At 68.5% G+C, this 20,650-nt stretch carries 17 protein-coding genes and 2 pseudogenes; 4 read left to right on the forward strand and 15 right to left on the reverse strand.

The window, feature by feature from the left end; translation table 11 throughout:
• The first annotated feature begins 62 nt into the window (after positions 1–62).
• Positions 63–227, forward strand: a complete 165-nt coding sequence (locus GRX03_RS16430; RefSeq protein ID WP_201289141.1) for a hypothetical protein — start codon at positions 63–65, stop codon at positions 225–227.
• Here GRX03_RS16430 and carB read toward each other — a convergent pair.
• Entirely contained in the window at positions 189–4,004 is a 3,816-nt protein-coding gene (gene carB, locus GRX03_RS00095) for a carbamoyl-phosphate synthase large subunit (RefSeq protein ID WP_394351720.1), read from the reverse strand. The genes GRX03_RS16430 and carB overlap by 39 nt on opposite strands.
• Positions 4,005–4,169: 165 nt before the next feature.
• On the opposite strand from carB, the gene GRX03_RS00100 reads away from it, so the two are divergent.
• A complete protein-coding gene (locus tag GRX03_RS00100) occupies positions 4,170–4,553 on the forward strand; it encodes an FAS1-like dehydratase domain-containing protein (protein WP_159762180.1) in 384 nt (127 codons plus the stop codon).
• A 59-nt stretch (positions 4,554–4,612) separates the two neighbouring features.
• Here the strand turns inward: GRX03_RS00100 and GRX03_RS00105 are convergent, their stop codons facing one another.
• The 11 genes and pseudogenes from GRX03_RS00105 to GRX03_RS00150 form a co-directional block, all read right to left on the reverse strand.
• Positions 4,613–6,115 carry a cobyric acid synthase gene (locus GRX03_RS00105; RefSeq protein ID WP_159762181.1) on the reverse strand — a complete coding sequence of 501 codons (1,503 nt, stop codon included), beginning with the start codon at positions 6,113–6,115 and terminating at the stop codon, positions 4,613–4,615.
• A gap of 9 nt (positions 6,116–6,124) precedes the next feature.
• Entirely contained in the window at positions 6,125–6,808 is a 684-nt protein-coding gene (locus GRX03_RS00110) for a cob(I)yrinic acid a,c-diamide adenosyltransferase (protein WP_159762182.1), read from the reverse strand.
• Positions 6,805–7,521, reverse strand: coding sequence for an adenosylcobinamide amidohydrolase (locus GRX03_RS00115; RefSeq protein WP_368277877.1), 717 nt, complete (start codon positions 7,519–7,521; stop codon positions 6,805–6,807). Before GRX03_RS00115 ends, GRX03_RS00110 begins: the two co-directional genes overlap by 4 nt.
• Positions 7,514–8,515 (reverse strand): annotated as a pseudogene (cobD, locus tag GRX03_RS16435) (threonine-phosphate decarboxylase CobD); the annotation flags it as partial. The pseudogene cobD and the gene GRX03_RS00115, both read right to left, overlap by 8 nt.
• Positions 8,516–8,800: 285 nt before the next feature.
• Positions 8,801–9,109 (reverse strand): annotated as a pseudogene (locus GRX03_RS16975) (NTP transferase domain-containing protein); the annotation flags it as partial.
• Positions 9,109–9,855, reverse strand: a complete 747-nt coding sequence (cobS, locus tag GRX03_RS00125) for an adenosylcobinamide-GDP ribazoletransferase (RefSeq protein ID WP_159762184.1) — start codon at positions 9,853–9,855, stop codon at positions 9,109–9,111. The pseudogene GRX03_RS16975 and the gene cobS, both read right to left, overlap by 1 nt.
• A complete protein-coding gene (cbiB, locus tag GRX03_RS00130) occupies positions 9,852–10,769 on the reverse strand; it encodes an adenosylcobinamide-phosphate synthase CbiB (protein ID WP_159762185.1) in 918 nt (305 codons plus the stop codon). The genes cobS and cbiB overlap by 4 nt, the downstream gene beginning before the upstream one ends.
• Positions 10,760–11,425: an HAD family hydrolase gene (locus tag GRX03_RS00135; protein WP_159762186.1), complete on the reverse strand. Its 666-nt coding sequence runs from the start codon at positions 11,423–11,425 to the stop codon at positions 10,760–10,762. The genes cbiB and GRX03_RS00135 overlap by 10 nt, the downstream gene beginning before the upstream one ends.
• Before the next feature lies 1 nt (position 11,426).
• Positions 11,427–12,725: a cobyrinic acid a,c-diamide synthase gene (locus tag GRX03_RS00140; RefSeq protein ID WP_159762187.1), complete on the reverse strand. Its 1,299-nt coding sequence runs from the start codon at positions 12,723–12,725 to the stop codon at positions 11,427–11,429.
• Positions 12,726–12,759: 34 nt separating this feature from the next.
• The gene (locus tag GRX03_RS00145; RefSeq protein WP_159762188.1) at positions 12,760–13,758 is read right to left on the reverse strand and encodes a nicotinate-nucleotide--dimethylbenzimidazole phosphoribosyltransferase; all 999 of its coding nucleotides are present in this window, start codon (positions 13,756–13,758) and stop codon (positions 12,760–12,762) included.
• A gap of 1 nt (position 13,759) precedes the next feature.
• Positions 13,760–14,539, reverse strand: a complete 780-nt coding sequence (locus tag GRX03_RS00150) for a CbiX/SirB N-terminal domain-containing protein (RefSeq protein WP_159762189.1) — start codon at positions 14,537–14,539, stop codon at positions 13,760–13,762.
• 140 nt (positions 14,540–14,679) lie between these two features.
• Between GRX03_RS00150 and GRX03_RS00155 the strand changes: the two genes are divergently transcribed.
• Together GRX03_RS00155 and GRX03_RS00160 are read left to right on the forward strand one after the other, a co-directional pair.
• Positions 14,680–14,991: a hypothetical protein gene (locus GRX03_RS00155; RefSeq protein ID WP_159762190.1), complete on the forward strand. Its 312-nt coding sequence runs from the start codon at positions 14,680–14,682 to the stop codon at positions 14,989–14,991.
• A gap of 55 nt (positions 14,992–15,046) precedes the next feature.
• Positions 15,047–15,295 carry a DUF7861 family protein gene (locus GRX03_RS00160; RefSeq protein WP_233739750.1) on the forward strand — a complete coding sequence of 83 codons (249 nt, stop codon included), beginning with the start codon at positions 15,047–15,049 and terminating at the stop codon, positions 15,293–15,295.
• Between the two features lie 4 nt (positions 15,296–15,299).
• On the opposite strand, the gene GRX03_RS00165 is transcribed toward GRX03_RS00160, so the two are convergent.
• From GRX03_RS00165 to cobN, 3 genes are read right to left on the reverse strand one after another with little or no spacing between them, the layout of a single operon-like run.
• On the reverse strand, positions 15,300–16,049 hold the full coding sequence (locus GRX03_RS00165) for a cobalt-precorrin-7 (C(5))-methyltransferase (RefSeq protein WP_159762191.1): 750 nt from the start codon (positions 16,047–16,049) through the stop codon (positions 15,300–15,302).
• A complete protein-coding gene (locus tag GRX03_RS00170; RefSeq protein WP_159762192.1) occupies positions 16,042–16,770 on the reverse strand; it encodes a precorrin-8X methylmutase in 729 nt (242 codons plus the stop codon). The genes GRX03_RS00165 and GRX03_RS00170 overlap by 8 nt, the downstream gene beginning before the upstream one ends.
• Positions 16,760–20,641 (reverse strand): cobaltochelatase subunit CobN, encoded by a 3,882-nt coding sequence (cobN, locus tag GRX03_RS00175; protein ID WP_159762193.1) that lies wholly within the window; start codon positions 20,639–20,641, stop codon positions 16,760–16,762. Before cobN ends, GRX03_RS00170 begins: the two co-directional genes overlap by 11 nt.
• Positions 20,642–20,650 lie beyond the last annotated feature (9 nt).

Consider the following 20,650-nt stretch of genomic DNA (forward strand, 5'->3'; position numbering starts at 1 on the left):
AACGCTGCCGCGTGGCTGATAGCCAGTCTATAACTAATCGGATAGCTCTGTCAGCGTATCGCATGACCGTCGAGCAACAGTCCGGGACGGACATCGAAACTCACCTCCGGCGAGCGTTAGAGACCGCCGAAAACAGCGAGACGAGATATCACCTTCGGGAGGCGCTCCAGAAGTGTTCCGCGGCGGAGTCAGTTCAGTTCGGTTCCGCGTCGGCGTTCGACGACTGACTCGGCCCAACTGATCGCCTCGTCCAGCACCTCCGTCGGGTCGTCGTCGTACTCGAAGTCGCGGATGTGTTCCACGTCGTCGTCGCCGTGGCCGCCGATCAGGTGGGTCTGTTGGCCCTTCCGGTCGGCCGGGACGAGTCGGGCGAGCACGTTGTTGTGTGCCTTCGCGGTCTCGTACTCGGAGAGCCGACGGGTCGGCTCCTCGTCGACCAGAATCGAGAACTTCGAGAGCATCATGTACGTCGCGATGTCCTCCTCGGCGGTGTAGCCCTCGACGCCGGGCAGGTCGTCCGCGAGCCGGGCCTCGTAGCCGTGGATGTCCAACTCCTCTCGGATCGTCCCCGCGGCGTCGCTCCCGCCGGCGCTGGATTCGAGCACGAGCACCGAGTTGTCGATAGTGTCGAGCACCGTATCGAGCGCGCCGGCGAACTCCGCGAGTTCCTCACCCTCCGCCCCGAGGGCTTCGAGATAGCCGGCGTCGGCAATCGACCGGAGGGTCTCGATCTGCGTGCGGAGATCCTCTCGGGTCTTGGGCTGGCCCCAGTACTCCTGCATCTTCGGTCGCTTGTCGACCGCCTCCACGTCCAGCGGTTCGTCGCTGTGACGGATCGCCTCCAGCGCGGCCTGTGCGCTCTCGATGGTCGAGAAGTAGGTGATCGTCTCCTCGACACACACTTCGAGGAGATCACGTTCGCGGGAGAGCACGAGGTCGATCTCGCCGTCGTGCAGCGCCTCCTTGATCGCCTCTTTGTCCTCGAAGTCGTCGAGTTCCTTCACGTCGAAAAACTCCTCGAAGCCGACGACCGGCAGGTCGACGATGGCGGTTCCCTCGAGCGGGATCGGCTTGCCGACGCACATCTGGGCCTTCTGGTAGGCCTTGCCGAAGGTGTCGGCGGTGCCCATCACTTCGCCGGTGGATTTCATCTCCGGCCCGAGGCGGGGATCGCTGCCCGGCAGGCGGTCGAAGGGGAGCACGACCTCCTTGACGCTGACCTGCTCGGGGATCTGCTCCTCGTAGTCGAGTTCGTCGAGCGTCGCGCCGGCCATCACCTTCGCCGCGATCTTCGCAATCGGCACGCCCGTCGCCTTCGAGACGAAGGGAACGGTCCGCGAGGAGCGCGGGTTCGCCTCCAGGACGTACACCTCGCCGTCGCGCACGGCCAGTTGGACGTTCAGCAGTCCGACTGTGTCGAGTTCGCGGGCGATGTCCTCGACGACCTCTCGGACCCGGCGGTTCACGTCCCGACCGAGCGAGCGCGGCGGGATCATACAGGCGGAGTCCCCGGAGTGGACACCTGCCGTCTCGACGTGTTCCATCACGCCGCCGATGAGGACGTTCTCGCCGTCGGAGACGGCGTCCACGTCGAGTTCGACCGCATCTGCCAGGAAGTCGTCGATGAGGATCGGCTTCTCGGGGGAGACACGGACGGCCTCCTCGATGTAGGTCTCCAGATCCTCGTCGTTGTAGACGACATCCATCGCGCGGCCGCCGAGCACGTACGAGGGACGCACGAGCACCGGGTAGCCGATCTCGTGAGCCAGTTCCAGCGCCTCTGGCTTGCTGGTCGCGGTCGCGCCCTCGGCCTGTGCGATGCCGAGGTCGTCCATCAGTTTGTTGAACCGGTCGCGGTCCTCCGCGAGATCCATCGCCTCGACGGAGGTACCCATGATCTCACAGTCCAGGCCGCGGCGCTCGATCTCCTTCTCCAGCGGTTCGCCGATGTCGACGGAGGTCTGACCGCCGAACTGGACCATCACGCCGTCGGCGTTGGTCGCCTCGATCACGTCCGCGACCTCCTCGGCGGTGATCGGCTCGAAGAAGAGGCCGTCGGAGGTGTCGTAGTCCGTCGAGACGGTCTCGGGGTTGTTGTTGACCACGTGGGCGTCGATGCCCATCTCCCGCAGCGCGCGGACGGCGTGGACCGAACAGTAGTCGAACTCGACGCCCTGGCCGATCCGGATCGGACCGCCGCCGACGACGACCACGCTCTCGACGTCGCGGTCGACCTGAAGTTCGTCGCGGTTCAGCCCCGAGATCGGATCCCGTGCGGAGTAGTAGTACGGCGTCGTCGCGACGAACTCCCCGGCGCAGGTGTCGACGAGTTTGAAGTCCCGCTCGGAGGTCTCGGCGTCGACGCTGTCGACGGTCACCGCGCCGCCGTCGGAGCGTGGCTCCGACGAGGATCGCGGACCGTCGGTCCGCTCACCCCCGTCGGGCGTCGCCTCGCCTTCCTCGACTTCCTCGTCGGTCAGCCGTTCGGGGAGCCAGGAGGCGTGGGTGTCCTCGAACTCCCCGCCCGCGAGCGCGGTGATCTCCTGGTCGGTGAACCCGACGTTCGCCGGCGTCTGGAAGTTCCCTTCGGTGGCGTTCTGCGCGGCTTCGGCGATCCGTTTGAACCGTTCGAGATACCACTCGCGGATCTCGGTCAGTTCCCGGATCTCATCGACGCTGTAGCCGCGGTCGAAGGCCTCGAAGATGGCGTACGGGCGGTCCGGCGTGGGCCTCGCCAGGTACTCGTCTTCGAGGGTGTCGTCGTCGACCGCGCCGAGGTCGTCGGCGGGGTCGTACTCCGAACTCCTGAGCGCCTTCAACAGCGACTCCTCGAAGGTCCGGCCGATTGCCATCGCCTCCCCGGTGGATTTCATCGCCGGCCCGAGCTCGAACTCCACGTCGCGGAACTTGTCTTTGGGCCAGCGCGGCACCTTCGTCACGACGTAGTCGATAGCGGGCTCGAAGGCGGCGGTCGTCTCGCCGGTGATCTCGTTTTCGATCTCGTGGAGGCGCTTGCCCAGGGCGACCTTCGCGGTGACGCGAGCGATGGGGTAACCGGTCGCCTTCGAGGCCAGCGCCGAGGAGCGGGAGACGCGGGGGTTCACCTCGACGACGCGGTACTCCCCGCTGGGGGTGCCGTCGTCGCGCCAGGCGAACTGGATGTTACAGCCGCCCTGAATCCCGAGTTCGCGGATGACCTTCAGCGCGGTGTCGCGCATGTCCTGATGGCCCTCGTCGGGGATGACCTGACTCGGCGTGACGACCATCGACTCGCCGGTGTGGATCCCCATCGGATCCAGGTTCTCCATGTTGCAGATGATGATACAGGAGTCGTCGGCGTCGCGCATGACCTCGTACTCGAGTTCGATCCAGCCGTCGATCGACTCGGTGATCATCACGCGGTTGTCCCGGGAGAGATTCAGCCCCTTGCGGACCTGCTCTTTCAGCGTCTCCATGTCGTCGATGACGCCCGACCCTGCCCCGCCGAGGGTGTAGGTCGTCCGCATGATGACCGGGAGGCCGCCGACCTCCTCGACCGCCTCTTCGACCTCGTCGATGGAGTCGATGGTGACCGATGCGGGGACGGGTTCGCCGATGGACTCCATCCGCTGGCGGAACTGGTCGCGGTCCTCGGTTGCGTAAATCGTATCCAGCGGCGTCCCCATCACTTCGACGTCGTGCTCGTCGAGAACCCCCTCCTCGGCGAGTTCGGCGGTGACGTTCAGTCCGGTCTGGCCGCCCAGCCCCGCGATCACGCCGTCGGGGTTCTCCTTCCGGATGATCTCGGCGATGGCTTCGGTGTTGATCGGTTCGATGTACACCTCGTCGGCCATGTCGGGATCGGTCATGATCGTCGCCGGATTCGAGTTTACCAGGACGACACGCGCGCCCTCCTCCTGCAGGGCACGACAGGCCTGTGCGCCCGAGTAATCGAACTCGGCTGCCTGTCCGATCTGGATCGGCCCGCTGCCGATGAGCAAAATAGTTCGATCTTCGGCTGTCATTACACGGAGGGAGTTCGCACATCGTAATAAGCCCGGCGATACGGTACGAAACTCGCAGACGAATTTCGAATATCGTATTGTGACGATATCACACGTCACCCGTTCGCAGACCCGGGGCCGTTGCCCGGGCGTAGCGTTCTTCCCTCCGCTGGTCGGATACCGGGTATGGACGCGCCCAGCCAGGGAGACACGTACACCTTCGAGCGCACGTTCACCCGCGAGGACGTCGAGCAGTTCGCCGAGGTATCGCAGGACACGCAGGCCCGCCACACCGAACCCGACGAGGACGGCCGTCTCATGGTACACGGTCTCCTGACGGCGACGCTTCCGACCAAGATCGGCGGCGACCTCGACGTGCTGGCGGCGTCGATGGAGTTCGAGTTCACGCGACCGGTCTACACCGGCGACACCGTCACCTGCGTCTGTACGGTCGAATCCGTCGAGGAGCGACCACAGCGGTACGACCTCAGTATCGACACCGTCTGCCGGAACGAGTCTGAGACGGTCGTCCTCAGGGCGACGATCGACGGGCACATCTGGAAGGATTAAGCCACGATTCGCACACGAACGAATACATCGTATACGCGGTCGGACTGGAGCGCAGACCGCTACTCGCTCCACGGCTCTCCGAGCCCGAGCGCTCCCAGATCGACGTTGTCGGTGACGAGGTCGGCGGCCCGGTCGTACGGTGATCGGTCGTCCCGCCGAGCCTCGGGTTCCGGTCGGTTTCTCCCGGCGGCCTCGAACACCCGCTCGACGAACGCCGAGCGGGCGTTGTCGTTCTCGAACAGCCCGTGGACGTACGTTCCGAGCACCCGTTCCGTCCCGACACTCTCGCCGCCGAGCGGACGCTCGACCGACTCCGTCGGCGTCGACCGACCCATGTGGATCTCGTAGCCCGAGACTGTCCCCGAGCCACCGGCGAGCGGCCCGACGCCGGAGAGCGTCCGGGTCGTCCGTTCGAGACGCTTGTCGGCGGAAAACCGGGTTTCGACCGGGAGTAACCCCACGGCTTCGACCGTCCCAGACACCGCCGTGCTCTCGATGCCGGCGTTCGTGATCCGCTCCCCGAGGATCTGAAAGCCCCCACAGAGGCCGACGATCGGTCCGTCGAACGCCCGAAGTCGGTCGTCGAACCCCGACTCCCGGAGCGCGAGCAGGTCGTCGACCGTGTTCTTCGAGCCGGGAACGACGACGCCGTCGATCCCGGACAACGAGCCGTCGAGTGGCAGATAGACGACCCGAACGCCCGGCTCGCGGGCCAGCGGGTCGAGATCGGTGAAATTCGAGATCCGCGGCAACCGCGGGACGCCGACGTTGATCGTCCGCTCGTCGGCCACGTCGTCCCCGCCGACGACGCCGCGTTCGTCGCGGTCGGGGATGGAGATGCTGTCCTCGGCGGGCAGACCGGGGTCGTCGTACGGAATCACGCCCAGCACCGGCACTCCGGTTCGGTCTTCGATCTCCTCGATCCCCGGTTCGAGCAGGCTCCGGTCGCCGCGGAACTTCGTGATGACCGCGCCCGCGACCTGCCCGTGGAGTCGGTCGGGGAGCAGTTCGAGGGTGCCGTAGAGGCTGGCGAAAGCCCCGCCGCGCTCGATATCGACGACGACGAGTATCTCGGCGTCGGCGAACTCGGCGGTCTCGACGTTCGCGAGGTCGCGGTCGTGGAGGTTGATCTCCGCGATGCTGCCGGCTCCCTCGGCGACGATCACGTCGTGGTCGGCCGCGAGTCGCCGGTAGGAGTCGACGGCGGCCTCGCGAGCGCGCTCCCAGTGGTCGTCGTAGTAGTCGTCGACGCCGACGTGTTCGGTCGCCTCGCCCTGGATCACCAGTTGGCTCTCGCCGTCGCCCCGCGGCTTCAACAGCACGGGGTTCAGGTCCGTCGTCGGCGTGACCTCCGCCGCCGTCGCCTGGACGTACTGCGCGACGCCGATCTCCCCCCAGTCGCCCGACTGTGAGACGACGACCCGTGCGTTGTTGCTCATGTTCTGGGCCTTGTACGGCGCGACCGAGACGCCGCGACGGGCGAGTGCTCGGCACAACCCCGCTGCGACGGTGCTCTTCCCGACGTGGCTCGCGGTCCCCGCGATCAGCACTGTCTCGGTCATGGTCTCCGCTCAGTACTCAGTTCCCTTCCGTGCGCTGTGGCCCGCGTCGAAGGGGTGGCTCTCCTTGGCGACGTTCGTGACGAGATCGGCCAGTTCGGTGACGTACTCGGGGCGGTCGTGTCCGCCGGTCAACACGAGTTCCAGCCCGTCGGGTTTCGACTCGACCAGGTCGACGACGTTCCCGGGGTCGACGAGCCCCCGGTTCGCGGCGTAGAGAATCTCGTCGAGGACGAGCATGTGGACGCCCTCTTGCGGTGGTCCGTCGAGCGCGAACGGCGAGTCGAGGTCGGCATCTCGGCAGCCGTCCAGTAGCTCGCGAGTCCGTTCGAGGGCACCCCGGGCCTGTGCGGCGTGGTCGTCGTCGTCGGAGCCGTCCCGGAAGCCGTGCCAGCCGTAGTGACCCGCGTTCTCGTAGCTAAAGCCCGGCATCGCGGTGATCGCGTTGTACTCCCCGCGGATCGACTCGACGCTGCCGGCGCCGCCTTTCATGAACTGGAGCATGTGTACGCGGTAGCCGTGGCCGGCCGCCCGGAAGCCCATCCCCATCGCGGCGGTCGTCTTCCCCTTCCCGTCGCCCCACCAGACCTGTGTGAGTCCGAACTCCGCCGGCGCAGCGGGTTCGATCGGCTCGGGCGTCGGCCGCTGGTCGTCCGTCGATTCGTCCGCCGGTTCGCTGTCGTGTTCGTCTGTCATGAGTGCTCTCGTGGATCGAAAACGTCCGCGCGCTGGTCAGTTACGACGCCGTACCTCGCTGCCTCGACGGTTTCCGGTGGCTCGTCCTCGGCGTACCGCGCCTCGAAACCCGCTCGGATCGCCTCGCGGACGCAGGCTCGGGCCGCGGCGCCGACCTCGGTCGCGCTCCCGCTGAACTCGGCCTCCTCACCGTCGACCGCGCTCCCGACGACGATTGCGTCCGTCGTCGTCCCGGTCACGCCGGCAACGTCGAGCAGCGTCGCGGTCTTCGCTTCGGCGACGACGCTGACGAGATTCGCCTGCGCACCGTCTGTCAGCGACCGATCCGTTGCGACGATTAGATTCACCGTTCCGACCGACCCTGGGCCCGCTTCCGAGATATTTCCCTCGTGAGTCTCTTTCGGATCGGCCGGAAGCGTCGCCGGGTTCGAGAGGCCGACAGTGGCGTAGGCCACCACGGGGCCGAGTCGTGCGCCGCGGGCGTGGTTCACGTCGACGCCGGTCAGCAGCGTCGGCCCGGACTCCCGGAATCCCGCCGCCTCGCGTTTTTCGCGGCTGTACCGGTCGATATCCTCGCGCTCCCAGCCCTCCGGCACGGTGATGTTGTACGCCGCCGGTGCGCGCTCGAACCCACCGCTGTAGCCGGTCGAGAGCCACCGCGCGCCGGGACGCCGAAGTCGGAACACGCCCTCGGTCACAGCCGGTTCATACACCGTCCACCACCTCCAGCAGTCGGTCGTTCTCCGCCGGCAGTCGGACGGCGACCCGGACGTGATTGTCCAACCCGCGGAACGTCCGCGCGTCTCTGAGAATCACGCCCTGCTCGCGGGCGGCTTCGAGCACTGCATCCACCGACCGCCCCTTCACGTCGAGCAGCAAAAACGGAGCCGCAGAGGGCGCGACATCGAACGTCTCGGACAGTTCCGCTCGGAGTCGCTGGCGCTCGCTCTCGACACGCTCTCTTGTCTCTGCAACGAACGCCTCCGCCCGGAGACAGTGCGTCCCGACGGCGAGTGCCGGGGCGGAGAGATTCCACGTCCGCCGGGCGGCCGACAGCGCCTGCCCGAACCGTCCGGTCGCGACGGCGAATCCGGCACGAATCCCGGGCATCCCGTACAGTTTCGTCAGCGCCCGCGCGACGACGACCCCCTCCGTTCCGGCCATCGACGGCTGTTCGGTGAACCCGAGAAACGCCTCGTCGACCAGTAGCGTCGTTCCCGCCTCCCGACACGCGGCGGCGAACCGCTCCAGGTCGGCCCTGTCGTACAGCCTCCCGGTCGGGTTGTTCGGGTTGCAGACGACCGCCGTGGCGTGTCCCGATGGGTCGGCAGCGGGAATCTCCTCGGCGTCGACGAAGACGGGGTCTGCGCCCTGGAGACGGACCTCGCGGGCGTACTCCCCGAAGCTCGGAGCCGGGACGAGCACGGAGTCGCCCGGGGAGACCGCGAGTTCGATGCTCCGACGGATGGCCGCGAGCCCACCGGGCGTCGGAACGACGGACTCGGGATCACAGCCGACGTACGCCGCCGCCGCCTCGCGGTACTCTTCCGGCGGCTCCGGCGGATAGCGCTGTGTCTCGCTGAACGCCTTCCCGTAGACCTCCTCGGTCCCCGGCGGCACCCGCGGATTCGTGTTCGCGCTGAAATCGAGCACGTCGGCTCTGTCGCTGCTCCCGTGGGGCGTCCGACCGACCCGCCCTGCGGTTTCGACGCCGCCGGTCGACCGGGCGGTTCCCGGCGGTCGGTCGCCGGCGAGGGACTCGGCGACCGCGGCGTCCTCGGGGTAGTTGACGTTCACCGCCACGCGTACGTCGTGGCTGACTGTGACCCCCTCTCGCTCTGTCTCACCGACGACGTTCACACCTGCCGAAGCGATTGTCTGCCCGTCCCGTTCCATCGTCGTGTCGCTGCTCACCCCGAGCGTTCCTTTGAGGGTATCTGGAACGTAGACGGACAGCGACCCGCTTTCGTGTCGATTCAGCAGTCGATCTATCACTTCACCGTCGAGCAGCGGGAGGTCGGCGGCGACTGTCACGACCGGCGGTTCGATCCGGCCGAGAGCGTACCCCAGGTCTGCGACGTAGCCCTCGCCCGGCGCGTCGATGATCGTCACCGCTTCCCCTCGCTTCGAGTCGAGATACCGGCGCGTCTCCGGGGTGTGCGGGGAGACAACCGCGTAGATGTTCTCGACTCGGCTGTCGACGAGCGCCCCGCAGACGCGGTCGACCATCGGAACGCCACCGACCTCGTACAGCGGCTTCTCGGTGTCGGCGCCGAGGCGGGTGCCGCGGCCGCCGCACATCACGAGAGCGTCCACGCCATCACCCCCGCGTGCAGCGCCGTCGCCCGCGCCAGTTCGTTGGTCGCGCCGAGTACGTCCCCGCTCACGCCGCCGAGGCGTCCTCTCGCCCACCGAGAGACGGCGGCGGCGCTCACCCCCGCACCGAGCAGCGCCGCCGCCCCCGGGAGCAGTCGGGGCCAGCTCAGAAGGGCTGCTGGGGCCGCGAGCAGTCCGACGACGACCCCATCTCGGGCCGTCGCGTTGCCGGTCAGCGACGACCCGAGGCCGTCGTGTGCAGCAGTCCCGAGGCAGACGACCCCGGCCATCGCCGCCTTCGCTCCGACCTCCGCGACGACGACGAGCGCCAGCGCCCGTCTCGGCAGGCCAGCCACGCCGACCGCCGCGGTCCCGAGCGCGAAGACGACCAGCGCGACGCCGAGCACGCCGCCGGTCCCGACTTCGGTGTCTGTCATGACCGCCCGCCGCCGCTGCGGGTCGCCGTGGACGACCGCGGCGTCACCGAGGTCGGCAACGCCGTCCAGGTGGGTGATCCCCGTCAGACCGTAGACGAGTGCGACGAAGATCACGGCGGCGGTCACGTCAGGTCCCGGCAGCAGGAAGACGGGTGCGAGGAGGCACCCGAGTAGCAGACCGACGACCGGGAACACCGTCGGCGTCCGCCGAAACGCGTCCCAGTCGCGCTCGCTCCCGCCGACGGGGATCCGCGAGAGGAACCCGACCGCCCCGCGGACCGCGGCGATGCTCATCCGATCACCCCCGCCGCCCCGGCGGCGACGCCCGCGAGCAGGAAGGCGACCGCACCGGCGACTGCGACGATTCGAGTCCCCCGGCGGGCCTCGGCCGCGCTCGGCAGGTCCCGCTCCGGGTTGAGGACGTACGCGTCTGTCTTGACGAGTTTGACATCCAGCACGGCCGCGAGCGTCGCCATCGGCCACCCGGAGTTCGGCGACGGAGGTGCGGACGCCCACTGGCCGGCTCGGACCATCGCGGCGGGGTCGCCCGCCGCGAGCGCGATACAGCCAGCGCTGACTCGCGCCGGTATCCACATCGCGACGTCGTCGAGTCGGGCGCTCGCCCACCCGACGGGTTTGCTGCGGTAGCCGAGCATCGAATCCAGCGTGTTCACCGCTTTCACCCAGACCGCCGCCCCGACACCGACCGCCAGCGAGAGGTGGACGCCGACCGCGAAGGCGGCAAGCGGCGCGACCACCCCGTCTGCGAGGTTCTCCGCCGCGCTCTCCACTGCTCCGCTCCGGAGTTCGCCCGGTGAGAGGGCGGCGGTGTCCCGTCCGACCAGCGCACTGACGGACTCGCGCGCCGTCGCCGGGTCGGATTCGGTCCCGTCGATCACCTCCTGTGCGACCGAGACGAGCATCCGCAGGCTCACCGTCGAGAACAGGACAAGTCCCGCGAGCACGCCGGCCAGCGCTGTGCTGATCGCCAGCGCGGCCGCCGTCGTCGCCGCAGCGAGCAGGCCGGCGACGAGCGGCAGCACGACGGCGACGACCAGCCCGATGACCTTCGGGCGACGCCACTCCCGGTCGACGGCGGCGACGACCCGGCCGAACCACGCGACGGGGTGGACTCGCTCGGGCGGCTCCTCGAAGAGCAGGTCTCCGGTCAGCGAGAGGCCGACCGCCCCCGCCGCTGTCAGCCCCATCTCTCACCCCGCGCGAGCGGTCCGTCGCCGACGATCCAACTCGACCCGCCGACTTCGCTGATCCCCCCGTCGGTCTCCGGGTCGTCACCGATATGCAACAGCTCTCCGGTCTCGACGCCGAGGGCGTCAGCGACTGCGGTAAACGCGTGGCTGTCGGGTTTCCGCCAGCCGCAGTCGACGCTCGTCACGACGGCCTCGAACCGCTCTCGGTCGATTCCTGCGCTGTCGAGGGCGTGTTCGGCCAGTCCGGCGACGGCACAGTTCGAGAGCACACCGACCGGTCGCCGGTCAGTCAGGTACTCGAGCAGGCGCTCGGCACCCGGTCGGGGTTCGGCCTCGACGGCGAAGGCGGCCCGAACCGCCTCCGCGACGGTCGGCCGTATCTCCTCCCGACGGAGCGGTTCGTTTCGGCTCGCCAGCGCCGCTGCGACGTGGTCTGCGAGCGGGAGTTCGCCCCCCTCTTTCACGTCGAGATGTGCCTCGCGGTAGGCTGTCGCCCAGTCGTCTGGCACGCTCACCCCCCGGGCGTCGAGTTCCCGCGCGACCGCCGCGGCGGGGTCGTCGGGCCGTTCGACGCTGACGAGCGTGCCGAACAGGTCGACGGAGACGGCCGCGCAGTCGGCCACCGCCGCCCGGAGAGCCGTCTCCCGGCACATCTCAGAGCACCTCGAGAAAGGAGTCGAAGGCGCCGCTTTCGGGGTGGAGGTGGGCGTAGGTCCCGAGCGTGTCGTACTCGGTCAGTCCGTCGCGCTCGTCGGTGATCCCGTCCCCTCGAACCACCTCGAAGGCGAATCTGGCGTCTCTCCCGACCGTCAGCGAGGAGTAGTGAAACTCGTGACCGCGGCGCCGTTCGCCGGTCCGGGCGGTCAGCGTCTCCCGCTTTGCGGCGAGTTCGACGTGATCGAGCGCCTGGTAGCGGTCGTGCATTCGGACCTCGGCCGGGAACACTCCGCTCATCTCGTGGCTCTCTCCGTCCGTTGTCTCCAGTTTCTCACACAGCGCCATCAACCCCCCGCATTCGCCGAGCACCGGCAGGCCCTCTTCGGCCCGGTCGCCCAACTCGTCTAACGCGTCGCTCGACGCGAGGGAGTCGCCGTGCAGTTCCGGATAGCCGCCGGGGAGATACACCCCGTCGCAGGCCGGGAGTTCGTCGTCGGCCGTCGGCGCGAAGGTCACCACCTCCGCTCGGCTCCGGAGTCGTTCCAGCGTCGCCGGATAGGCGAAACAGAACGCCCGGTCGCTGGCGACCGCGACCCGGGCACCCGTCTCCGGTCGGCGCTCGGGACTCGGAGCGTCGGCCGCCGGTTCGGCGAGTTCCCGGATCGCCTCGACTCGGATGTGCTCGCTGGCCGCCTCCAACTGTTCGGCCGTCAGCCCGGTCTCCTCGCCCATCTCCAGGCCGAGATGTCGGTCCGGGATCTCCAGATCCTCGCTGGGCGGGATTCGACCCAGGTAGGTCAGCCGCTCCGGCAGTGCCTCCCGGACCCCGTTCTCGTGGCGGCCGCCGTGACACCGCTGTGCGATGACGCCGGCCACGTCGACCTCCCGACCGGCCGCTTCGGCGTACCGCTCGAAGCCGAGGGCCGTCGCGGCGACGCTCTCCATCCCGGCGCTGGCGTCGACGACGAGGACGACTGGCAGGCCGAGCGCTTCCGCGACCATGGCCGTGCTCGACGCGTCGCCGTCGTACAACCCCATGACGCCCTCGACGAGGCAGATGTCACCGTCGCCGCGGTGGTAGTTGCGGCGGATCCCGTCCTCGCCTTCGAGCCAGCAATCGAGCGTTCGGGAGGGCCGGCCCAGGAGTTGCTCGTGGTGGCTCGGATCGATGAAATCCGGGCCGGCTTTCGCCGGCTGGACCGTCAGCCCGGCGTCTTCGAGGGCGACGCTGACCGCAAGCGTCGCGACTGTCTTTCCGACTCCCGAGCTCGTTCCCCCGAGTACGAGCCCGTTCATCGACTGTGCCTCCGGGGTGCTGGATGGCCGTCTCTCATGGCTGTGGTCGCTGTTCGGTTACCCGGTCGTACACCGCGGTGACTCGGTCACGAAACCGTTCCATCTCGATGTCGCGCTCCCGACAGCGCGCGAGCAGTCCTCCCATCCCGACGCCTTCCTTGGCCTCGCCCGCGACGTAGCCGTTCAGCGCCGGATGGTCCCGGTGCTCGAAGCCGGGATCGGTGACCGTCAGCTCCAGACCCAATCGGTCGGCAAGCTCTTCGATTGCGGCGCTGTCGTCCTCTGCGACGAACGACGTCGTCGCGAGCGACAGCGGCGCGTCGACCCCCTCGTGACGGACCAGCGCGGCCCCGGTCGCCAGTTGCGTTCCGCCGGCCAGCGTCACGTCGGTCCCCGATTCCAGCGCACCGACGGTCAGTCCGAACACCGCCGCGAGCACGGGATCACCCATCGTCTCGACGGCCCGGACCGGATCGTCGGCGGCGTCGCCGTCCACCAGACCGCTCGCGTCCATCCCCTCCGCCACGACGCGTCTCTTCAGCCCGAGGGGATTCTCCGGCAACGACGACGAGACTCCCGTGGGTTCGCCGAGCGCGGTGAGCACGCCGAGCGCCGTGGTCGTCCCGCCGGGAATCGTCTCGCCGATCAGTACGCGCTCGTCGCCGAGCGCACGACCCACTCGCTTCCCGGCGGCGACGACCGCCTCGGCGTCCGGGAGCGGCTCCGGTTCGCGAACGTCGGCACCGACCGACCCCCCGAAATCGACCGTCGGTGTCACCGTCTCCGCCGCCAGTCCGGCGTCGACGCCGAGCAGGTCGATTCCGAGCAGTTCGCGAGCGGCCCGGCTCATCACCGCCGGTGTCGGACAGCCGCTCGGGCTCACGGGCACCGGGCGGTCCACCGGCTGTCCGTATTCGAGCAGTTCGAGGTCGGCGGCCGGCGTCTGTCTCATCAGTTCGGGCGTGGCTCCGGCGGCGCTGATCCCGTCGATGCGAGCGGTCTCGGTGTGTCCCCCGACGAGTACGAGCCGCATCTTACGACCGGGAGTGGCCGTCGCCGTCCGTGGCGACTGGCTGCTGGGTCCGGGTTAGCTTCGCCTCGAACTCCTCGCCCGCGTTCCCGAGCGTGCGCCGCTTTTCCACCTCGGCATGAATCGCGTCGGTGATGCGTGGATGACCCGCGAGCGGGCCGGTGTACTCCAGCCCGCCCCGGCCGAGTTCGAGTTCCGTCGGAATCTGCTCGGCTGTCGCCTCGCTCTCCCCCAGAAACAGCGGCACGGCGACCGCGCTCGGATTGCTGACGTTGTACCGGACGCACTCGACGGCCGGGTTCTGCAGCAGATAACAGCTCACGATCTCCCCGTATTCCGTCCGCTCGCGGAGCCGCTCGGCGTGGCGTTCGGTCGTCCGCCGGTGCTCGGGCTGTGAGTTGCTCCCGAATCCGACGAGAACCAGCGTCGCGTCCGAACGGGCCGGGACCACCTCGCCGGCCTTCTGTTCGACCACGTCGGTCACGGCCGCGCTCCTGCCCGGTGGCTCGCAGTAGACGACCTCACCGGAGACGTGCGACAGCGCCGCGGGCACGCCCCGGGTCGTGGCGTGGCTGTGTGCGATCCGCATCGGGACGGCGTACACCCGGTCAGCGGATAGCTCCCGGAGCTGTCCCCGGAGTTCCTGAACCGGCTCGGTCTCGTAGGTCGCCGTCTCGACGGCGTCGACCCCGCTCCGCTCGCGCAACCGGTCGGCGTGTGTCTCGAATAGCCGCGCGCTATCGGCTCGCTCGCGCCCGACGAGCACGATCGATTCCGTCGTCATGGGTCGACCGCCTGCCCCCGATAGTTCAATTTCATCTTAATTACTCCAAGTTGGCTTGGTCTAGCTGTGGCCGTGATCCCAAAAATAGCTTTTGGTCGGCCCGACCCAACCCGTAAACTGCTCGCTCCCGTAGTAGAGGTATGTCGACACTTCAGGCGGACACTGCGGCCGATCCCGACCGACTCGTCGAGGCGCTGCCGCCCGCCCGAGGGGCGTGGGAGCGGACCGACCACGAGGGTGGGATCGTCGAGTACGTCATCGCGGGCGACGACGGCGTCTGTACGGCGGCGAAACTGGTCGTCAGGCCCGACGTCATCGAGGAGACCGCGGTCAGACTCGACCGCAAACGCGACTGCACCGACGTCGGTACGGACCGCTTCGACGACGTTGCGGCGGCCCGAGAGACGGTCGAACGCGAACTCTCGGCCGTGCTCGACGGCATCGAAGCGTAACCAGTGTCGTCCGGAACTGTCCCGAGCTTTTGTCTCTGGAACCCGAGCACCCACTGTGAACCACGACCGCATCCACGCCCGCGAACCGCAGCAGGATCCCGAGCGGTGGACGAGCGGCCGGATCGACTCGATTCGGGAGGAAGACGGCCACTGCGTCGTGACTGTCCGCCCCGAGGACGGCGACCAGCGGGTCGAACTCACGGTCACGTTCGCAGTTCGGGACCTGTTCGTGGAACGACTTCCCATCGACGGCGACCAGTCGCCGGTCGGCGAACGGATCTGGTACCGCGAACGCGGGGGCTGAGCGTTCAGTCCGCTCGCAGGACGAACACCGACAGATCCGAAAACGGCGACTCCTGCTCGGTCTCTGTCGTCTGCTCTGCCAGATCCGCGAGCGCGGTTCGCGTGATCGTCTCCTCGTCGTGTGTCAGGTGTTCGAGCACGAGCGCGTCGAGACCGCCCGCGACCCCGCTGTCGAGTAGATCCGCCGCGATGTCCTCGGGCATCCAGTCGTAGGGTCGCGGCAGGACGAGGAGGTGTCGATCACCGGCGACCGCCCGGATCCGGTCGAGATCCGCCGAGATGTCCCCGCTTTTGTGCAGCGTGACGAATCGGCTGTCCTCCATCGGCGTCCGCGCCCGACTGGCCGCGATCTGCAGCGACGAAATCCCCGGGATCACCTCGACGGGCCGCTCGACCGCCGCCTCGACCTTGCCGACGAACTGATAGCCCGAGTGGTTGGGGTCGCCCATCGCCACCGCGGTTCCGTCCTCGCCCGCGGCGACCCGGTCACCGAACGCCGACAGCGTCTCTGCTTCGTCCCGGTAGCCGCAGGTCAGCGCCTCGCCCTCGATCACGTCGGCTACGAACTCGACGACGCTCTCGAACCCGACGACGACATCCGCCTCCGCTATCGCCCGTCGCCCGCGCGGCGTCAGATACGCCAGATTTCCGGGACCGATTCCGACCGCCGGGACGGCGTTCTCGTGGCGCTGTTCCGGCGCGGCGGCCGCGCGGTCGGCGGGGTCGGGGCCGCTGTCGAGGTCGTACTCACTCATCGAGATCCACCGCGCCGTCGCGCGCGTCGCTGGCGACGTGGACGAGTTCGTTCGTCAGTCCGGCAGCCAGGCCGCTCCCGCCGCGGCGACCGACGTTCGTGATCGCCGGGACGCCGCGTTCCGCTGCGACCGCCCGGAGTCGCTTCCTGCTCTCGGCGGCCTTGACGAAGCCGACCGGCGTGGCGACGACGACCGCCGGTCGCGTCCCGTCCGCGATGCAGTCCGCGAGCGCGAGCGCCGCCGTCGGCGCATTACCCACGACGGCAATCGCTCCGTCGTAGACGCCCTCGCGGTCGAGTTCGAGTACCGACGCGGCGGTTCTGGTTATCCCCGTCTCGGCGGCCAACTCCGCGCCGTTGCCGATGGCTTTCCGGACGGGACAGTCGTGGCCGCGCCCGGTGATCCCGGACTCGACCATCGTGATGTCTGTCACGATAGGCTGTTCGTCGAGCACCGCCCGCGCGCCGGCGCGGATCGGTTCGTCCTCCTCCTCGCCGGTGAACCGGACGAGATGCTGGAACTCGGGGTCGCCGGTCGCGTGGACGCTCTTCTGCCGGATCCGGTCGGCGAGCGTCTCGTCGGGGACGAGTTCGCGCACGCGATCCATGCTCGTCTCGGCAATCTCCATCGCGTCCTCCGTCGTCGCGCCGAGGTCGGCGTACTCTTCTGTCGGTTCGCCCGCGTCGACGCCGCCGTCCGTCCGCGTCTCCTCAGTCGTCATCGCTCGTCACCTCCGTTCGGTTCGCCGCCGTATCCCGCGCTTCGATGTCGCCGTCGGCCCGGAGGTTGATGTCGCGGAGTCGATCCGCCGTCTGGTCGTCGGCGTCCCACAGCCCCCGGTCGATTGCTTCCAGCAGGGTGTCGGTGATGCTCTCCAGCGCCCAGGGGTTCACCTCGCTCAGCCACTCCTGGCGGTCCTCGTCGAAGGCGTACTTCTCGGCGACATCCTCCCAGAGTCGGTCGCTGATGACGCCGGTCGTGGCGTCCCACCCGAGCGCAACGTCGACCGTGGTCGAGAGATCACCCGCGCCCTTGTAGCCGTGTTCCTCCATCGAGTCGAGCCACTCGGGGTTGAGCACGCGCGCTCGCATCGCCTTCCGGACCTTCTCCTCGTTGGTGTAGACATCCACGTTGTCGGGGTCGCTCGAATCGCCCACGTACGAGGCCGGCTCCTCCCCGCTCAGTTCCGTCACCGCGGTGATGAACCCGCCGTGGAAGGCGTACCAGTCGGAGCTATCGAACTCGTCCTGCTCGGCGGTGTCTTCGATCTTCACCGTCGCCTCGACGCTGCCGAGGCGGCGCTCGAAGGCGTCGTGGGCCTCCGAGACGTTGCCGCGGCTGCCGAGCGCGTAGCCTCCCCACTGGACGTAGACATCCGAGAGGTCGCCGCTGTCCTCCCAGTTCCCCTCGTCGACGGCCTTGTTCGTCCCCGCGCCGTAGCCGCCGGGCCGAGTGGTGAACACGCGCTGTTTCGCCGTCTCGGTCGGCTTCTCGACGCCCGCCGCGTCGAGTTCCTCGGCCTCCTCCTCGACGTGCTTTTTGACGTAGTTCATCTCGTGCGGTTCGTCGAGGTCGACGACGGCGTCGACCGCGTCGTGGATCACCCCCGCCGCCTGCGGGAAGGCATCGCGGAAGAGCCCGGAGACACGGGTGGTCACGTCGATCCGCGGCCTGCCCAGTTCGTCGAGCGGGATCGGGTGTACGCCGTCGATCCGTCCGGCGTCGGTCCACTCCGGTTCGACGCCCATCAGCGCGAGCACCTGCGCGATGGTCTCGCCGCGGGTCCGGACCGTCGGCGTCCCCCAGGCGACGACGCCGATCTCCTCGGGGTACTCGCCGTGGTCGTCGCGGTGACGGGCGACGGTGCCAGCGGCGACTTCGCTGCCGACCTCCCAGGCGCTGTTCGCGGGCACTTTCCGCGGATCGAGCGTGTAGAAGTTCCGGCCCGTCGGGAGCAGATCGACGCCGCCGCGGGTCGGCGCGCCGCTGCCGCCCGGGGGGACGTACTCCCCGTTCAGCGCGTCCGCAGTCTGTGGAATCTCCGCGCTCGCTTCCTCGACGCGGGGTGCCACCTCCTCGCAGATGAACGACAGCGCCTCACGGAGGTCGTCGTGTGCGCCGCCCGCGACGCGTGCCTCACCCAGCGGCTCGATATCGACGACCAGGAGGTTCATGTTCACCTCTTGATCCGGGCCGGCATCGACCTCCGAGGCCGGCACGTCGAACTCGTGGTCCGCGAGCGTCTCCACGAGGTCGAGACTCGTCTCGTAGACCTCGTCGGCGGCCTCCGCGTATGTCATCCCGAGTTGCTCGTCGTAGCTTCCCGGTTCGTCGAGCATACGCTCGTAGTCGACACCGAGCACGCCTGCGACGCTCTCGCGGAGACTCGGCCCGCCCGGGTTCTCCAGGCGGGTGAGCGCGACGAGATACTCGACGAGTCGCTCTCCCGCCGGCGGTTCGCCCATCGTGTGCAGGCCCAGCCGGATCTGTGTCGTCTTCACGTCGGTCAGGTACTCGTGGACGCGCTCGACCAGTTCGTCGATAGCGAGGTCGTCGCCGTCGACGCGCCCCTCGGCGAGCGTCGTCCCGGCCTCGTCGGGGCCCCGTACGTCCGCTTTCCCGTCGATCGCCCCCGAGATCCCGAGTTCGACGGCCAGATCGAGGTCGTCGATCTTCGCCCGCAGCAGGTCTTCCAGGTGTTCACCGTCGTCGGTCCGGGCGTCCTCCATACCCGCTTCGCGGTACTGGTCGGCCAGCGACTCCAGTTCGGCCAGGTCGTCGTACGTGCCCGCGTTGCCCATCACCGGCGTCAGGTAGTCGACGACCGCGGCGTAGGAGCGCCGCTTCGCCTGTGTCCCCTCGCCGGGGTTGTTGATGATATAGGGGTAGATGTTCGGCAGCGCACCGACCAACTGATCAGGAGCGCTCTCGCCGTTCAGTCCGACGGTCTTGCCGGGCAACCACTCCAGACTGCCGTGGGTCCCCAGGTGGACCACCGCGTCGGCGTCGAAGGAGTTCCGGAGCCACTTGTAGAAGGCCACGTAGTCGTGCGGCGGCTGGAGGTCCGAATCGTGATACACCTTCGAGGGATCCATCCCGAACCCGCGGGGGGGCTGGACAGTCACGAGCACGTTGCCGAACTCGACGCCCGGAATCGCGAACGGTCGGTCGGGGGCCTCGCCCCACTCCTCGACGATGTTCTCCTGGAACCGCTCGTCGGTCGACGCGAAGTACTCCTGATACTGCTCGGGGGCGACCGTATCGACGCTCGACTCCCGCACGTCCTCCGGAGCGACCCAGCGGTCGTCCAGGGTGAGTTGCGCGGTCAGGCGGTCGATCAGAGCCTGTCCGTCGGCGGCGTGGCCCCCGCCCAGGTCGTACCCACGCGCGTCGAGTTCGTCGAGCAGATTGACCGTCGACTCCGGCGAGTCGAGGCCGAAGGCGGTCCCGATGCCGTCGTCGCTCGGGGGATAGTTGTGCAGGACGACGGCGACCTGTTTCTCCTCGTTGGGGGTGTGGCGCAGGTTCGCCCAGTTGACCGCGAGTTCGGCGGCGTGCTCGACGCGGTCCTCGATGGGGAAGTGCTGTTTCGGCGCGGTCCCGATACCCGCCTCGTCGTCGGTCCGTTCCTTCCCGCTGATCGGGTGGGTGATGACGTTGCCGTCGAACTCCGGCAGCGCGACCGACAGCGCGAGCTCGAAGCCCATCACGCCCGTGTCGCTGGCCTCGTACCGCGACCGCGAGCGCATCGTCGTGACGGTCTGAATGACGGGCACCCCGAGACGATCCAGGAAGACCGCCTCCGCGTCGTCGCCCTCGTCGTCGGCCGAGCGACCCCGCTCGTCCATCGACAGCGAGAACATAAACGAGGAGAGCACGCCGTCGACGACCGGTTCGCCGTCGTCGAGCAGCCACTCCTCGGTGACGCGCTCGGCGTCCCACTGTTCATCCGTCTCCGTCGCCGGGTTGCAGAAGATCGGCAGGGCGTTCGCGCCCCGGGCCTCCAGCGCTCGAACCTGCGCGTCGACGTATCTGGTGTTCTCGTGGGTCCAGTGAGACTCGTAGAACCAGACGGCGACAGTCGGCTTGTCGGGGTCGAACGTCGACCGCAGTTCCTCGTAGGAGACGCCCGGACGGTCGGGATGGTACACCCCCTCGGTCGGCAGCGTCACCGCGTCGTCGTACTCGAAGCGCTCGTCGCCGTACTCGTCTGCGAGAAACCGCAGACAGTTGGCGACGTTGCTCGTCCCGCCTTTCTCCAGGTACTCGCAGACGCGGTCGCGGTCCGCGGCCGTCGTCGAGGTGTCCTCGATGGCGTAGCCGTCGCCGGTCGATTTCACGACCAGCGGCACGCCCGCCTCCGCGAGACGTTCGACGGCGTGGTCGTACCCCGGCATGCTCTCCTCCGCCCCGTGTAGCCAGAACACCGCCGCCGTCGCCTCGCTGATCTCGTCGAGAAAGGCCTCGACGTCTTCCTGACCGTCGAAGTCGCTCTCCGACCGGACGATCAGATCGATACCGACCTCGGCGGCGGCCCGCTGGACGGCCCCGAGTTCGTTCTCCGTCGCCGTGTAGAGTCCAATCGTTGGCATAACGTTTTA

The sequence above is a fragment of the Halovenus carboxidivorans genome (genome assembly GCF_009831575.1).
Lineage (GTDB): Archaea > Halobacteriota > Halobacteria > Halobacteriales > Haloarculaceae > Halovenus > Halovenus carboxidivorans.

Coding starts and splice junctions, on each gene's coding strand:
- GRX03_RS16430 (WP_201289141.1), top strand. CDS start 63: ATGACCGTCGAGCAACAGTCCGGGACGGACATCGAAACTCACCTCCGG.
- cobN (WP_159762193.1), bottom strand. CDS start 20,641: ATGCCAACGATTGGACTCTACACGGCGACGGAGAACGAACTCGGGGCC.
- GRX03_RS00155 (WP_159762190.1), top strand. CDS start 14,680: ATGTCGACACTTCAGGCGGACACTGCGGCCGATCCCGACCGACTCGTC.
- GRX03_RS00135 (WP_159762186.1), bottom strand. CDS start 11,425: ATGTGCCGGGAGACGGCTCTCCGGGCGGCGGTGGCCGACTGCGCGGCC.
- cobS (WP_159762184.1), bottom strand. CDS start 9,855: ATGAGCATCGCCGCGGTCCGCGGGGCGGTCGGGTTCCTCTCGCGGATC.
- GRX03_RS00150 (WP_159762189.1), bottom strand. CDS start 14,539: ATGACGACGGAATCGATCGTGCTCGTCGGGCGCGAGCGAGCCGATAGC.
- GRX03_RS00165 (WP_159762191.1), bottom strand. CDS start 16,049: ATGAGTGAGTACGACCTCGACAGCGGCCCCGACCCCGCCGACCGCGCG.
- GRX03_RS00140 (WP_159762187.1), bottom strand. CDS start 12,725: ATGAACGGGCTCGTACTCGGGGGAACGAGCTCGGGAGTCGGAAAGACA.
- GRX03_RS00145 (WP_159762188.1), bottom strand. CDS start 13,758: ATGCGGCTCGTACTCGTCGGGGGACACACCGAGACCGCTCGCATCGAC.
- GRX03_RS00110 (WP_159762182.1), bottom strand. CDS start 6,808: ATGACAGACGAACACGACAGCGAACCGGCGGACGAATCGACGGACGAC.
- GRX03_RS00105 (WP_159762181.1), bottom strand. CDS start 6,115: ATGACCGAGACAGTGCTGATCGCGGGGACCGCGAGCCACGTCGGGAAG.
- cbiB (WP_159762185.1), bottom strand. CDS start 10,769: ATGGGGCTGACAGCGGCGGGGGCGGTCGGCCTCTCGCTGACCGGAGAC.
- GRX03_RS00170 (WP_159762192.1), bottom strand. CDS start 16,770: ATGACGACTGAGGAGACGCGGACGGACGGCGGCGTCGACGCGGGCGAA.
- carB (WP_394351720.1), bottom strand. CDS start 4,004: ATGACAGCCGAAGATCGAACTATTTTGCTCATCGGCAGCGGGCCGATC.
- GRX03_RS00100 (WP_159762180.1), top strand. CDS start 4,170: ATGGACGCGCCCAGCCAGGGAGACACGTACACCTTCGAGCGCACGTTC.